Here is a 13,663-nt window from a genome sequence, read left to right on the forward strand (position 1 = left end):
CCTTTCGTGCATACTTGCAACTGGGTCAACCGTCCCAGTTCTTGCCCAGTGCCGAGCAGGAGAACCACCAGTGCAGCATCCGATCTCGCTCCGCCCAGAGCCGGCGAGCGTCCCCGCGCGGTGCCCGGCGGTCGCCTCGTGACGCGCATCGCGGCCACCGATCGGCGTGCGGCCCTCATCCAGGCAGCGCTGCGTGTTGTGGCGGAACACGGTGTCCAGGCGGCGACCACCCGGGCGATCGTCGCCGAGGCGGGCATGTCGCTGGCCAGCTTCCACTACGTCTTCACGTCGCGCGACGAACTGATGAGCGAACTCGTGACCTACGTGGTCTCCCAGCAGGAGCGCGCACTCGCGCCCGTGCTGATGCCCGATCAGGGCCCGGTCGAGCTGCGCGACGCCATCCGGGCGGGCCTGCAGACCTACTTCGACGTAGTCCGCTCCGACCCGCAGCGCGAGAAGGCGATGTTCGAGCTCACGCACTACGCGATGCGATCGCCCGGGCTCGAACGGCTCGCCCAGCTGCAGTACGCGAGCTACTACGCCCTCGCCGAGAACGCCCTGTCCGTCGCCTCCGAACTCACCGGCGCGGACTGGGACCGGCCGATCCACGAGATCGCCACCCTGCTGGTCGTCCTGACGGACGGCCTCACCATCTCCTGGCTCGTCAACCGCGACGACGCTGCGGCGGAAGCCATCCTGGAATTCGCCGCGGATGCCGTCGCCCGCCTTGCAACACTCCCTACCACCGCGAGGACATCATGACCCAAACCCAGACGACGGCCGTCTTCGCCGAACCGACCCGCAAAGTCACCGGGCGATGGATCGCCTTCTTCGCGATCGCGTGGCTCGGGATCTGGATGGCGCAGCTCGCCCCCGTCCAGAAGCTGCTGCCCGAACAGATCACCGCACAGCTCAAGACGACGTACTGGGTCGACAACGTGGTCGCCTTCGGCATCATCTCGGGGATCTCCGGCGTCTGCGCGATCGTCGCCTACCCGCTGACCGGCGCGCTCTCGGACCGCACGACGAGCCGCTTCGGTCGTCGCCGGCCGTGGATCGTCATCGGGACGATCGTATTCGCCATCTCGCTCATCCTGCTCGGGGCGCAGACGACTATCGTCGGCATCGGTGTCTTCTGGTCGCTGGCCCTGACCGGGTTCTGCATCCTCACGGCGGCACTCACGGCGACGATCAGCGACCAGGTGCCCGTCAACCAGCGCGGCTACGTCTCCGGCTGGCTGAGCGCCCCGCAGGCGATCGGGATCATCCTCGGCGTCATGCTCGTCACCTACGTCTTCGTCGGGACGTTCCTCGGCTACGCGGCCATGGCGATCCTGCTCGTCGTGCTCGTCACGCCGTTCCTGTTCCTCCCTGACGCCGTGCTTCCAGTGGAACTCAAAGAGAAGATGACCGCTCGTGGCGTCGTGCAGAGCCTGTGGATCAGCCCGCGCGAGCATCCCGACTTCGGCTGGACCCTCCTCAGCCGCGTCCTCGTCAACTTCGGGAACTCCTTCGGCACGACGATGCTGCTGTACTTCCTGCAGTTCGGCCTCAACGACAAGCACGCCGACGACGACCTGCTCACCCTCATCCTCATCTACATGATCTTCGTGATCATCGCCTCGTTGGTGCTCGGCCGCCTCTCCGACCGACTCGGCCGCCGCAAAGTGTTCGTCTTCGTCTCGTCGGCGCTGCAGGGGGTGGCGGCGCTGCTGCTCGCCTTCTTCCCCGATCTGACCGTCGCAATGGTCGCAGCCGGCCTGCTCGGCCTCGGCTACGGATGCTTCCTGTCCGTCGACCAGGCGCTCGCGACCCAGGTGCTGCCGGACCCGGAATCGCGGGGCAAGGATCTCGGCATCATGAACATCGCCACCGCCGTTCCGCAGGCGATCGCCCCGCTGATCGGGGCCGGCGTCGTCGCGATGATGGGTGGCTTCATGGGCCTCTTCATCATGTCCGGTGTCTTCGCGTTCGCGGGTGCGCTCGCGGTCGCTCGAGTGAAAGCAGTCCGCTAGTGCCCATCGACAAGCTCTTCGACCTGTCCGTCGCGCCCGCCGCATCCGCCCGTACCTGGACCCGTCCGGGAACCTACTGGCCGTCCCTCACGGCTGCGACCGCGCAACTCGACCCGGCGATCGCCGTGCTCCAGCTCGACGCCCTCCGTCACAACACTCACGACATGCTGCGGCGCGCGGGCGGCAAGCCGATCCGTGTCGCATCCAAGTCGGTGCGCGTGCGCGATGTGCTCGACGCGGTGCTCGCGGTCCCCGGCTACCACGGCGTGCTCGCATACACGCTTGCTGAGGCGCTGTGGCTGGCGAAGGGGTCGGACGGGCATCCGCCGATCGAAGATGTCGTCATCGGCTATCCGACCGCGGATCGCGCGGCCATCGCGGAACTCGCGCAGTCCCCGGAGCTCGCATCGCGGGTCACGATCATGGTCGACTCGGTCGCGCAGCTCGACCTGATCGACAGCGTGTTCCCGGCAGCCGTGCGCGAGACGATCCGGGTCTGCCTGGAGCTCGACTCGTCATGGCAGAACTCTGTGCTCGGTCATGTCGGCGTGTGGCGGTCGCCGATCTACACGCCGGCGGACGCTCGGGGACTCGCGGCGAAGGTCGCCACCCGGCCCGGCTTCACGCTTGTCGGGATGATGGGGTACGAAGCGCAGATCGCCGGCCAGGGCGACAAGCCGGCCGGTCGAGCGGCGTGGGGTGCCACGGTTCGCTGGATGCAGAAGAACTCGAAGGCCGAACTCGCCGAGCGACGTGCGGCAGCGGTGGCAGCGGTGCGCGAGCTGGCCGACCTCGAGTTCGTCAACGGTGGCGGCACCGGCTCGCTCGAGTTCACGTCGTCGGATGCGTCGGTCACCGAGATCGCGGCCGGCAGCGGCCTCCTCGGCGGTCACCTCTTCGACAACTACCAGTCGTTCCGGCCGGCGCCTGCTGCGGCGTTCGCGCTGTCGGTCGTGCGCAAGCCGACCCCGGCGACGGCGACGCTTCTCGGAGGCGGATGGATCGCATCCGGCCCGGCAGGTGACGACCGCCTTCCGCGCATCACGTGGCCTACGGGGCTCGAGATGGTGGCGAGAGAGATGGCCGGCGAGGTGCAGACGCCCGTGACCGGAGCCGCGGCGGGGATCCTCCGGGTCGGCGACCGTGTGTGGCTGCGCCACACCAAGTCGGGCGAGCTGAGCGAACACGTCAACGAATTCCACCTCGTGGAAGGCGGCGAGGTCGTCGGAACCTCGCTCACCTACCGCGGCGAAGGAAAGGCCTTCCTGTGACGGCGACCGGGGCCACCTGGCAGAACTGGGGGAGGAGCGAGGAGGTCCGGCCCGCCCGCGTGGAACGCCCGGCGAGCGCCGATGCGGTCCAGCGCGCCGTCGCCGCGGCCGTACGGCAGGGGATGCGCGTCAAAGCCGTCGGCGCAGGCCACAGCTTCACGGGCATCGCCGTCGCGCCCGGCGTGCAACTCGAACTCGGTGACCTGCGCGGCGTGATCGCCGTCGACGAAGCGCGCGGACGCGTCACCCTCGCCGCAGGGACAAACCTGTACCAGCTGCCCGAACTGCTCCGGCCGTACGGGCTGGCGCTTCAGAACATGGGCGACATCGACCGCCAGACGATCGCCGGTGCAACCTCGACCGGAACCCACGGCACCGGGGGGACCTTCGGTGGCCTGGCGACCCAGATCGTCGCGCTCACCCTGGTCACCGGTACGGGCGACGTGCTGACGATCAGCGAGAGCGAGAACGCCGAACTGCTGCCTGCCGCCCGTCTCGGCCTGGGTGCGCTCGGCGTCATCGTCGACATCACCATCCAGTGCGTTCCTGCCTTCCTTCTGGAGGCGGTCGAACGGCCAGAGCCACTCGAGGCGACGCTGACCTCCTACCTGGACCGCTCGGCCGCGGCGGACCATTTCGAGTTCTACTGGTTCCCGCACACCGAGACCGCTCTGACGAAGACGAACACGCGGCTCCCGGTCGAGGCGGGACGCAAGCCGCTCGGCGCGGTCGGACGCTGGGTCGACGACGAGTTGCTCGCGAACGGGATCTACCGGGGCGTGTGTGCGGTCGGTACCGCGATGCCGGCCATCGTGCCGCCCTTCAGCCGGCTCGCCCAGAGGCTGACGGGCAACCGGGACTTCACCGACCTCTCACCGCAGGTGTTCGTGACCAACCGCACGGTACGCTTCCGCGAGATGGAGTACGCGATTCCGCGTGAAGCAGTGCCGGATGCGCTACGTGAGGTCAAAGCCCTCATCGAGCGCCGAGGGTGGCGCATCTCGTTTCCGATCGAGGTGCGCTCGGCGGCCGCGGACGACAACTGGCTGTCGACGGCCCACGGGCGTGAGACCGGCTACATCGCAGTCCACCGGTACTACCGGGAGAATCCGGAACCGTACTTCCGCGCAGTCGAGGAGATCATGATGGCGCACGATGGCCGCCCCCACTGGGGAAAGATGCACTACCGCGACGCGGACTCGCTGCGGGCGACCTACCCGCACTTCGACGACTTCCTCGCCATGCGCGACCGTCTCGACCCGGAGCGCACCTTCGCGAACGCCTACCTCAACCAGGTGCTCGGCGGATGAGCGCGCAGAGAAGGCCGGATTCCCACTGGCGTGAGCGTGCCCGCGAGCTGGGGGAGCGCATCCCGCCAGGCTTCCGCCTCGGCGTCGCGACAGCGGCCTTCCAGATCGAAGGAGCCACGCACGAGGGCGGCAGGGGCGAGTCCGTCTGGGACGCCTTCACCCACCAGCGCGGGCGCATCCTCGACGGAACGACCGCCGACGTCGCGACCGACCACTATCACCGCCTCAGTGAAGACGTGCGTCTCATGGCCGACCTGGGAGTCGACTCGTACCGGTTCTCGCTGTCCTGGCCGCGCATCCAGCCCGGAGGCCGCGGTGGCGGCAACCGTGAAGGGATCGCGTTCTACGACCGGCTGATCGACGAACTGCTGGCTGCGGGCATCCGCCCGATGGCAACGCTCTACCACTGGGACACACCGCTCGAACTGAGCGAAGGCTGGCTGTCGCGCGACACGGCACGGCGCTTCGCCGACTACGCGTTCCTCGCTGCCGAAGCGTTCGGCGATCGGGTCGATTCGTGGGTGACCATCAACGAGCCGGCCACCGTCACCCTGAACGGCTATGCGCTCGGCCTCCACGCTCCAGGTCATGCGCTGCTCTTCGACGCATTGCCGGCGGCCCATCACCAGCTCCTCGGTCACGGACTGGCGGTCGGAGCGCTTCGGGATGCCGGAGTCTCGGGCCGAATCGGCATCACGAACGTGCATTCCCCGGTCGAGCCGGCGACCGACCGCGAGGAGGACGTGATGTTCGCCGCGCTCTTCGACGTCATCCACAACCGGATCTTCGCCGACCCGGTGCTGCTCGGGCGCTACCCGGAAGCGCCTGAGCCGTTCCGGGAGCTGTTCGGCGTGTTCGACGCGGTGGACCCGGACGACCTTGCGGTCATCTCTGCTCCGCTCGACTTCTACGGACTGAACTACTACTTCCCCTCGCGCATCGCAGCGGGAGCGGGCGCGGGCGACTCGCCCGATGGGGAGGCCGCGGCAATGCGTTCCCTCCCGTTCCATCTGGAGGAATGGCCCGAGTTCGGCCGGACCGGCTTCGGCTGGCCGATCGCCCCCGGGTACCTCGGGGTCGCCATCGCCGAGCTGCGGGACCGGTATGCGGATGCGCTGCCTCCCGTCGTGATCACCGAGGGCGGCGCGAGCTTCCCGACGGCGCTCGCCGAAGACGCCCGGCCGGATGAGCCGGTGGATGACGTCGCCCGCATCGAGTACCTCGGCGACCACCTCGTGGCGGCGCTGGATGCGGTGGCTCCGGATGGGGCTGCCAGCGGCGTCGACCTGCAGGGATATCACGTGTGGTCGCTGCTCGACAACTTCGAATGGGCTGCCGGATACACGCAGCGCTTCGGGATCGTGCACGTCGATTTCGACACCCAGGACCGGACGCCCAAGCGCTCCTACGGCTGGCTTCGCGAGGTGATCGCTTCGCGCACTTGAGGTCGGATCCGGATTCCTGCAGGAGTGCAATCCACCCCCAATCCGGGTGAGATAGGCGCGCCGGAATTCGATGAGAAACCCTCGGAAAACCGCGGAATTCCGCGGATATCGGCCATTCTCGCTGGGAACAGTGTGACTCGTGTGAATCTTGACAACTGCTCAGTTCGGCTGGAACACTCCCCACTAGCTGTGAAGCGACTGGGAGTAAGTCGAGGTTTCTTCAACTTTTAGGAGAGGGCCGGATGTCCGACTGCACGATGCACCACCTGACCGCGCTGGCACGCCGCGCCGTCGCCGTGCTCGCCGCGTCCGTCGTGGCCGCCCTCGTGGTGACAGCGACCTCCGGAGCGATCTCATCCCGCGTCGTCGACGCCCGCGACGCTTCCCGCGCCGCAGCCGTCACGGCACTCGGAACCGCGCATGTCGACGCTGTGGCGACCCTGCGCTCGAGCGCCGCGACCGAACGCCTGGCCGCCGCCACGCTCGTCGCCCAGGCCGAAGTGGACCGCGCCCGGCACATCCTGGCCACGAGCGCAGGCAAGGCCGCCCCGGCTGGACGGAACGCGCTCGCCGCAGCCATCGCATCCGTGACGGCGCTCAGTGGCTCCTCCGCGTATCGTCTCCTCGGCGCAGTGATGAGCCTGCGCGAATCGGAGAAGGCAGTGACCGATTCGGTCGCAGCCTGGGAACGCGCGGAACAGCAGAGGCTCGCGGCAGCCGCCGCGGCACGGGCGGCTGCGATCGCCGCTTCCGAATACTCCGCGAGCCGACGCGAGGCGATGACCGACTACTCGGGGGGTGGCGGCAGCGTGACGACGCACGCCGCCACCGCCCCGCACTATGCGCCCGGTGTGTCATCGACACGGCCGGACAACACCGGGTGCGGACCCTGCCCCGGCGCAACGCTCGTGCTGACCCCGTCGGGATACTGGGGCTGTCCGTAGCGAAGCTCTGCTGCCACCCGACCGACCGCGGGTGACGGCAGCGAACGACTGTGGCGTCGAGCCTCCTGGTGTCGGGCACTCAGGAGGTCGACGCCACAGCGTCGTCCGGCGGGGTACTGCCCTCCCGCAAGAGTGTTTGCCAATCTTTTGGCGACCGATCGCGTTCGGTGCCGATCTTTTGGCGACCGAACGGTGTTCGGCGTGAGTGGCGGCGGCAGCCTTCAGATTGGTTGCCGATCTTTTGGCGACCGATCGCGTTCGATGCCGGAGTATTGGCAACCGAACGCCGTTCGGGCGCGGTCGTCGCCGGGTGCGCTCAGGCGGTGCGACGCTGCAGTGTCAGCGAGCCGACGATGATCGCCGCGATCGCGAAGGCGCCGATGATCAGCAGCTGGCCCCCGATGTAGGCGGCGTCGTGCGAGTCGGTCGCCACCGCGTTGAGGGCATCGATGGCGTGCGACAGCGGTAGCCAGTCGCTGAGGATCTCCAGTCCCTGCGGCAGCTGGTCGCGAGGGATGAAGATCCCGCCGAGAAGGATCTGCGGGAACACGATGAGCGGCATGAACTGCACGACCTGGAACTCGGTCCGGGCGAACGCGCTCGCGAAGAGCCCGAGGGTCGTGCCGAGGATCGCGTCGGCGAGCGCGACGGCGAGCAGCAGCCAGATGCTGCCCTTGATGGTGAGGCCGCACACCCAGACGGCGAACCCGACTGCGACGACCGACTGGACGATGGCGAGCGACCCGAATGCGAGGGTGTAGCCGAGGATGAAGTCGCCTTTTCCATCGGCATCGACAGCAGCCGTTCCAGCGTGCCGGTGCGCCGTTCTCGCAGTGTCGTGATGCTGGTGACCAGGAACATCACGACGAAGGGGAACAGCGCCAGCATGGCCGGGCCGATCGTCTGGAACGTGTCGGTGTCCGTGAAGATCCACGCGACCAGTCCGATGAGGAGGCTGGGCACGACGATGAGCAGCCCGATGGTGCGCGGATCGTGGCGGATCTGCGAGAGCACGCGGCCGGCGGTCGCGAAGGTGCGCCTGAAGGTCATCGCTCCGCTCCCTCCTCGAGGTGCTTCGGATGCCGTCTGATCAGCGCGAGGAAGGCGTTCTCGGTATCGTCGGCGCCGGTGGCGGCGAGCAGGCCGGCCGGCGTCTCATCGGCCAGGATCTCGCCGTCGCGCATCAACAGGAGGCGGTCGCACCGTGTGGCCTCATCCATGACGTGACTCGAGACGAGCAGGCTCGTGCCGACTCCCGCGAGGCGGTGGAACAGGTTCCAGAGGTCGACGCGCAGCACCGGGTCGAGTCCGACCGTCGGCTCATCGAGGATGAGGACTTCGGGATTGCCGAGGAGCGCTGCCGCGAGCGAGACGCGGCTGCGCTGGCCTCCCGACAGTGTGGAAACGAGCTGGGATGCGCTCGACCCGAGGTCCGTCGCCTCGATCACCCGGTCGATGTCGTCCTTCGGCGCCCCGAGGACGCTCCGGAAATAGGAGAGGTTCTGCTTGATGGTGAGGTCGTCGTAGACGCTCGCCGACTGCGTGACGTAGCCGACGCGGTGGCGGAGGGATCGGGGACCCCGCCACATCGCCGAGTACCGTCACCGAACCTCCCGTGATCCTCTGGACCCCGACGATCGAGCGCATGAGCGTCGTCTTGCCGCATCCGCTCGGCCCGAGCAGACCGATCACCTGCCCGCGCGGGATGGTCAGCGAGAGGCCGTCGAGCACCAGCTGGCTGCCGCGGCGAACGCGGAGTGCGTCGATGACGACAGCGGCATCCGACGAATTCATCATGTGATGAATTATTCGCTCAGGGGAGCTTCCGCGTCAAGGGTGCGCAGACTTTGTCCTGCACCGAAGAGGTGCCACTGGACGACCGGTCCGATCCGCCGCACCAGCTCCTCGGTCGGTGTGCTCGCGATCGGCTCGAGTCTCAGCACGAAACGGGTCAGCATGAGACCGACCAGCTGGGAGGCCGCGAGGTTGGCCCGCAGGTCGGCGTCGTCGCTCCCGCTCGCCGCGGCCAGACGCTGGAAGACCTCGCGGACGAGGAACTCTTTCAGCATGCGGCTGCCGGGTCCGCTTCCGACGGCTGTCCGCAGGATGGCCACGATGCGCGCCTGCGCCTTCTTGTCGTCGAGCTGCTCGAGCAGGTATCGCACGATGCTCGTGCCGACCTCGTCGCGCGGGCCGGCGAGGATCACCGTGATTACGCGATCCGGCCGCAGCGGCGCTTCGAGCGTCGCGGTGAAGAGGTCGGCCTTGTCCTCGAAGTAGTGGTGGACCAGTGCGGAATCCACTCCCGCGCGCCGCGCGATCGCGCGCAGCGAGGCGGCCTCGTAGCCGCGTTCGGCGAACTCGTCCGTAGCGGCGCGGATGATCGCGGCCTTGCCCGACGCGCCCGACCGTGTTCCGGCGCGCGGTCGGCCGCGCCTGCGTCTCGGCGTCGCCTCCGTCGCATCGCTCACGAGACAGAGCGTAGTACTGCCCGTTTGCGAAGGAGTTGCTTTGAGTGTGGTGGGAAGCCCGTGGGAGCCGGGTCCGCCGCAGATAGGATGAGAATCGCGCACGATAGCGCCTCACAGTCAAGGAGTTTCTGCCATGGATTGGCTCATCCCGGTCATCATCGTCGTCGTGATCGTCGCGATCATCGGGATCTACCTGTGGGCCACCTACAACTCCCTGGTCACCCTGAATGTTCGCGTCGACGAGGCGTGGAGCGACATCACGGTGCAGCTGAAACGGCGTGCCGACCTCATCCCCAACCTGATCGAGACGGTCAAGGGGTACGCGGCCCACGAACGCGGGGTCTTCGAGTCCGTGACCAAGGCGCGGGCCGAGACGTTGTCCGCGCAGGGGCCGGCTGAGGCGTCGGTGGCTGAGAACCACATCCAGACAGCCCTGCGCAGCATCTTCGCGGTCGCCGAGGCGTATCCGCAGCTGCAGGCGAGCCAGAACTTCCTGCGTCTGCAGGCCGACCTGGTCGACACCGAAGACAAGATCCAGGCCTCGCGCCGGTTCTACAACGGCGGCGTTCGCGAGCTGAACACCAAGATCAAGGTGTTCCCGAACAGCATCTTCGCCAAGCGGCTCGGCTTCAACGCGCGCGACTTCTTCGAAGTGGGCGACCTCGCAGCGATCGCCGAACCACCCCGCGTGCAGTTCTAGCGGCGGGCGGCAATGTACAGAGCAATTGCCAGGAACAAGCGCAACACGGTCATCACCATCCTGCTGTTCCTGCTGATCATCGGCGGCCTCGGCTGGCTTGCAGCCGTCATCTACAACAACACGGCGATCGTCATCATCACTCTCGTGGTGGCAGCGCTGTACGCGGTCTTCCAGTACTACCTCGCAAGCAGCCAGGCGCTGAGCATGGCGGGCGCGATCGAGATCCAGAAGGCCGACAACCCGCGCCTGTGGAACGTTGTCGAGAACCTGTCGATCACGACGGGCACCCCGATGCCGAAGGTCTACATCGTGAACGACCCGGCGCCCAACGCTTTCGCCACCGGCCGCGACCCGCAGCATGCCGCAGTCGCCGCGACGACCGGACTTCTCGACATCATGACCGACCCCGAACTCGAAGGGGTGATGGCCCACGAACTCGGGCATGTTCGCAACTACGACATCCGGCTGTCGATGATCGTGTTCGGACTGACCGTTGCGGTCGGCTTCATCGCCGATATGTTCCTGCGCATGGCCTTCTTCGGCGGCGGCCGCAATAACAACAACAACGGTGGGGGAGGCAACCCGGTCGTCTTCATCTTCGGCCTGGTCGCCATGATCATCGCTCCGCTGGTCGCGACCCTCGTGCAACTCGCGGTGTCGCGCCAGCGCGAATACCTGGCGGATGCGACGGGTGCGATGACCACGCGTCACCCGGATGCGCTGGCCAGCGCACTGCTGAAGCTCCAGGACTACGGGCGCCCGATGCGTCGCCAGAATTCGTCGATGGCGCACTTGTGGATAGCAGAGCCCCTGAAGCCGAGCCTGATGAGCCGCCTGTTCAGCACGCACCCTCCGATTCCGGAGCGGGTAGACCGTCTCGAGAAGATGGGCAGCACCTTCTAGGAGCAATCGGCGTCGCGGATGGCGGTCCGCGCGTCAGCGCAGCGCGCTCGCAAGCGCCGGCGCCAGATTGCCGCGACCGCTGACGGTCACTTCGCCGAGACCCTGCCATGCCGCCGTCTCGTGGAGGAGGGCGGCGACCCGTTCGGCGGTCTCGGCGGGAGCATCCGGTTCGGTCCAGGCAGCCTGTACCCGCAGAACGCCCGACTGCCGGTCGTTCTTGAGGTCGATGCGCCCGACGATCCGGTCATCGAGCAGGATCGGCAGCACGTAGTAGCCGTAGACCCGCTTGGGCTCGGGCGTGTAGATCTCGATGCGGTAGTGGAAGTCGAACATTCGAAGCGCCCTGTCGCGGTACCAGACGATGGGGTCGAAGGGTGAGAGCAGAGCGGTCGCCTCGAGTCGGCGCGGCCGGCGGGCATCCCGGTGGAACCACGCCTGAACGGGCTTGCCGTTCCGTTCCCAGCCGCTCACAGTGACAGGAAGCAGTTCGCCTGACTCCTCGAGCTCGCGGACCGCCACGGCGGCCGGTGCGCGCTTGATGCGGAAGTAGTCCGCGAGGTCTCCCAGCGTGCCGATCCCGTGGGCGACGGCCGCCCGTCGCACCAGTTCGCGAACCGCGTCGGCCTCGTCGACCTGCCGATCGAGGATCTCGCCGGGGATCACGTTCTCGACGAGGGCGTAGCGCCGCTGAAACCGACTGCGACCCGCGATGGCCACCTCGCCGAAGTAGAACATGTACTCGAGAGCCCGCTTGACGTCGGACCAGCCCCACCACGGCCCAGTGCGCGTGTTCGCATCGTGTTCGATCTCGCCGGCCGCGAGGGGTCCGTTCGCCGCCAGCTCCGCGCGAAGCCAGTCGACGGTCGACCGATTGCTCTGGAACCAGCCGTCTTCGGGATCGCCGTATTGCCGTCGATAGTCGGCCATCCGCCAGCGGAACAGCGGCCAGTCGTCGCGCCGGAGGAGCGCCGCTTCGTGCGCCCAGTATTCGGTGTGAGGTGCCCTGGCCTCGAACGTGAGCCGGTCGAGGAGCGCCTTGTCGTAGGCGCCGAGACGCGCGAAGACCGGCAGGTAGTGACTGCGCTCGAAGACGTTCACCGAGTCGATCTGCAGCAGGTTCAGACGGTCGATCAGGCCGTTCAGCTGTCGGGTGCCGACATTCGCCGGGCGTGGCCGCCCGAAGCCCTGGGCAGCGAGGGCGATGCGGCGCGCGCCCGAGGACGAAATCTTCTCAACCATCGCCTCCGACATTAGCGTCAGCGACCGACAGCGGCTCGGAAAGGAGGATCACCGCTCGTGATCCAGATCGGTGGGCTCGTACTGACCCCGTAAACGTGCCGCCCCGTAGACTTGCCGGGTGGCTACGACCGACGGAACAGACGCAGGAAACGGACCTGATCGGCCGCGCGGGGGACTCTTCGCGGGGCGCCGCCGAGGCGTGGCGACGGTGACGACGCCGGGCCCGGTCGAGGAGTCGCTGCCGCGGGGCGTGAGGGTCGCCGGCGCGTGGTCGTGGCGCCTCCTGGCGATCGGCGCCGTGATCGCCGTTCTGATCTTCCTGGTGATCCAGCTGAGCCTCATCGTCATCCCGCTGCTGATCGCGGTGCTCATCGGGGCCCTCCTCGTGCCCTTCTCAGCGTTTCTGCACAGGCACCACTGGCCGAGGTGGATCGCAATCGTGACCGCGATCCTCACGCTGGTCGTCGTCATCGGCGGACTGTTCTATCTCGCTGTCTGGCAGGTGACCCGGGAATCCCATTCGTTGAGCGTCCAGAGCGTCGCCGCCTACAACCAGTTCCGGGATTGGCTGACGACAGGGCCGCTCGGGCTCACGCCCGACCAGATCGATGGTTACCTCAAGCAGCTGGGTTCCGCCATCCAGCAGTCCAGCCAGGTCTTCATCTCCGGTGCCCTGTCGATCGGCACATCGCTGGCTCACGTACTCACGGGCCTCCTGCTCACCCTGTTCAGCCTGATCTTCATCCTGATCGACGGCAAAGGCATCTGGAACTGGATCGTGCACATCTTCCCGGTCAATGCCCGCGCCGCCGTCGACGGTGCCGGACGCGCCGGCTGGGTCACGCTGACGAGCTTCGTCAGAGTCCAGGTGCTCGTCGCGACGATCGATGCCGTGGGAATCGGGCTCGGTGCCTTCTTCCTCGGGCTGCCGCTCGTCATCCCGATCACCGTCCTCGTGTTCCTCGGTTCGTTCATCCCGATCGTCGGCGCGGTACTGACCGGCACGCTCGCCGTCTTCATCGCCCTGATCTTCAAAGGATGGTTCTTCGCGGTGATCATGCTGATCGTCGTGCTCGGGGTCCAGCAGCTCGAAGGCCACGTGCTCCAGCCGTTCATCATGGGCACTGCCGTCAAGGTGCACCCCCTCGCCGTCGTCCTCGTCGTGGCGGCCGGGTCGCTCCTCGCCGGCATTCCCGGGGCGCTCTTCGCGGTGCCGCTCGCAGCCGTCCTCAATGTGATGGTGCAGTACGTCTCCAGCGGCGTCTGGCGCTCCGGCGCTCCCAGCGACCCATCCCTCGTCCAACCCATCCCGGTGCTCTGGCAGACCGTTCCGCGGCCCACCCGCCGGCCGCGCTGAGGCCTGAC

Annotated in this window: 12 protein-coding genes and 2 pseudogenes; 10 read left to right on the forward strand and 4 right to left on the reverse strand. The window is 67.5% G+C overall.

Features of this window, described 5'->3' with window-relative positions; all coding sequences use genetic code 11:
• Positions 1 to 138: 138 nt before the first annotated feature.
• The 6 genes from AAYO93_RS05580 to AAYO93_RS05605 all read left to right on the forward strand — a co-directional run bounded on the left by AAYO93_RS05580 (position 139) and on the right by AAYO93_RS05605 (position 6,985).
• Positions 139 to 762 carry a TetR/AcrR family transcriptional regulator gene (locus AAYO93_RS05580; RefSeq protein WP_345764018.1) on the forward strand — a complete coding sequence of 208 codons (624 nt, stop codon included), beginning with the start codon at positions 139 to 141 and terminating at the stop codon, positions 760 to 762.
• Entirely contained in the window at positions 759 to 2,015 is a 1,257-nt protein-coding gene (locus AAYO93_RS05585; RefSeq protein WP_345764019.1) for an MFS transporter, read from the forward strand. The genes AAYO93_RS05580 and AAYO93_RS05585 overlap by 4 nt, the downstream gene beginning before the upstream one ends.
• Positions 2,015 to 3,286 carry an alanine racemase gene (locus AAYO93_RS05590; RefSeq protein WP_345764020.1) on the forward strand — a complete coding sequence of 424 codons (1,272 nt, stop codon included), beginning with the start codon at positions 2,015 to 2,017 and terminating at the stop codon, positions 3,284 to 3,286. The genes AAYO93_RS05585 and AAYO93_RS05590 overlap by 1 nt, the downstream gene beginning before the upstream one ends.
• Entirely contained in the window at positions 3,283 to 4,596 is a 1,314-nt protein-coding gene (locus tag AAYO93_RS05595; protein WP_345764021.1) for a D-arabinono-1,4-lactone oxidase, read from the forward strand. Before AAYO93_RS05590 ends, AAYO93_RS05595 begins: the two co-directional genes overlap by 4 nt.
• On the forward strand, positions 4,593 to 6,041 hold the full coding sequence (locus AAYO93_RS05600) for a GH1 family beta-glucosidase (protein WP_345764022.1): 1,449 nt from the start codon (positions 4,593 to 4,595) through the stop codon (positions 6,039 to 6,041). Before AAYO93_RS05595 ends, AAYO93_RS05600 begins: the two co-directional genes overlap by 4 nt.
• A gap of 242 nt (positions 6,042 to 6,283) precedes the next feature.
• Positions 6,284 to 6,985: a hypothetical protein gene (locus tag AAYO93_RS05605; protein ID WP_345764023.1), complete on the forward strand. Its 702-nt coding sequence runs from the start codon at positions 6,284 to 6,286 to the stop codon at positions 6,983 to 6,985.
• A gap of 316 nt (positions 6,986 to 7,301) precedes the next feature.
• Here AAYO93_RS05605 and AAYO93_RS05610 read toward each other — a convergent pair.
• Both AAYO93_RS05610 and AAYO93_RS05615 read right to left on the reverse strand, forming a co-directional pair.
• Positions 7,302 to 8,035: pseudogene (locus tag AAYO93_RS05610) on the reverse strand (ABC transporter permease).
• Positions 8,032 to 8,698 (reverse strand): annotated as a pseudogene (locus tag AAYO93_RS05615) (ABC transporter ATP-binding protein). Before AAYO93_RS05615 ends, AAYO93_RS05610 begins: the two co-directional pseudogenes overlap by 4 nt.
• On the opposite strand from AAYO93_RS05615, the gene AAYO93_RS05620 reads away from it, so the two are divergent.
• Positions 8,631 to 8,786: a hypothetical protein gene (locus AAYO93_RS05620; protein WP_345764962.1), complete on the forward strand. Its 156-nt coding sequence runs from the start codon at positions 8,631 to 8,633 to the stop codon at positions 8,784 to 8,786. The pseudogene AAYO93_RS05615 and the gene AAYO93_RS05620 overlap by 68 nt on opposite strands.
• A 4-nt stretch (positions 8,787 to 8,790) precedes the next feature.
• Here the strand turns inward: AAYO93_RS05620 and AAYO93_RS05625 are convergent, their stop codons facing one another.
• Entirely contained in the window at positions 8,791 to 9,456 is a 666-nt protein-coding gene (locus AAYO93_RS05625; RefSeq protein WP_345764024.1) for a TetR family transcriptional regulator, read from the reverse strand.
• Between the two features lie 133 nt (positions 9,457 to 9,589).
• On the opposite strand from AAYO93_RS05625, the gene AAYO93_RS05630 reads away from it, so the two are divergent.
• Positions 9,590 to 10,156, forward strand: coding sequence for a LemA family protein (locus tag AAYO93_RS05630; protein ID WP_345764025.1), 567 nt, complete (start codon positions 9,590 to 9,592; stop codon positions 10,154 to 10,156).
• 12 nt (positions 10,157 to 10,168) lie between these two features.
• Positions 10,169 to 11,059 carry a M48 family metalloprotease gene (locus AAYO93_RS05635; protein ID WP_345764026.1) on the forward strand — a complete coding sequence of 297 codons (891 nt, stop codon included), beginning with the start codon at positions 10,169 to 10,171 and terminating at the stop codon, positions 11,057 to 11,059.
• Between the two features lie 33 nt (positions 11,060 to 11,092).
• Here the strand turns inward: AAYO93_RS05635 and AAYO93_RS05640 are convergent, their stop codons facing one another.
• A complete protein-coding gene (locus tag AAYO93_RS05640) occupies positions 11,093 to 12,298 on the reverse strand; it encodes a winged helix-turn-helix domain-containing protein (RefSeq protein ID WP_345764027.1) in 1,206 nt (401 codons plus the stop codon).
• A 118-nt stretch (positions 12,299 to 12,416) separates the two neighbouring features.
• On the opposite strand from AAYO93_RS05640, the gene AAYO93_RS05645 reads away from it, so the two are divergent.
• The gene (locus tag AAYO93_RS05645; RefSeq protein ID WP_345764028.1) at positions 12,417 to 13,655 is read left to right on the forward strand and encodes an AI-2E family transporter; all 1,239 of its coding nucleotides are present in this window, start codon (positions 12,417 to 12,419) and stop codon (positions 13,653 to 13,655) included.
• Positions 13,656 to 13,663 lie beyond the last annotated feature (8 nt).

This window comes from Diaminobutyricibacter sp. McL0608 (assembly GCF_039613825.1).
Classification (GTDB): domain Bacteria; phylum Actinomycetota; class Actinomycetes; order Actinomycetales; family Microbacteriaceae; genus Diaminobutyricibacter.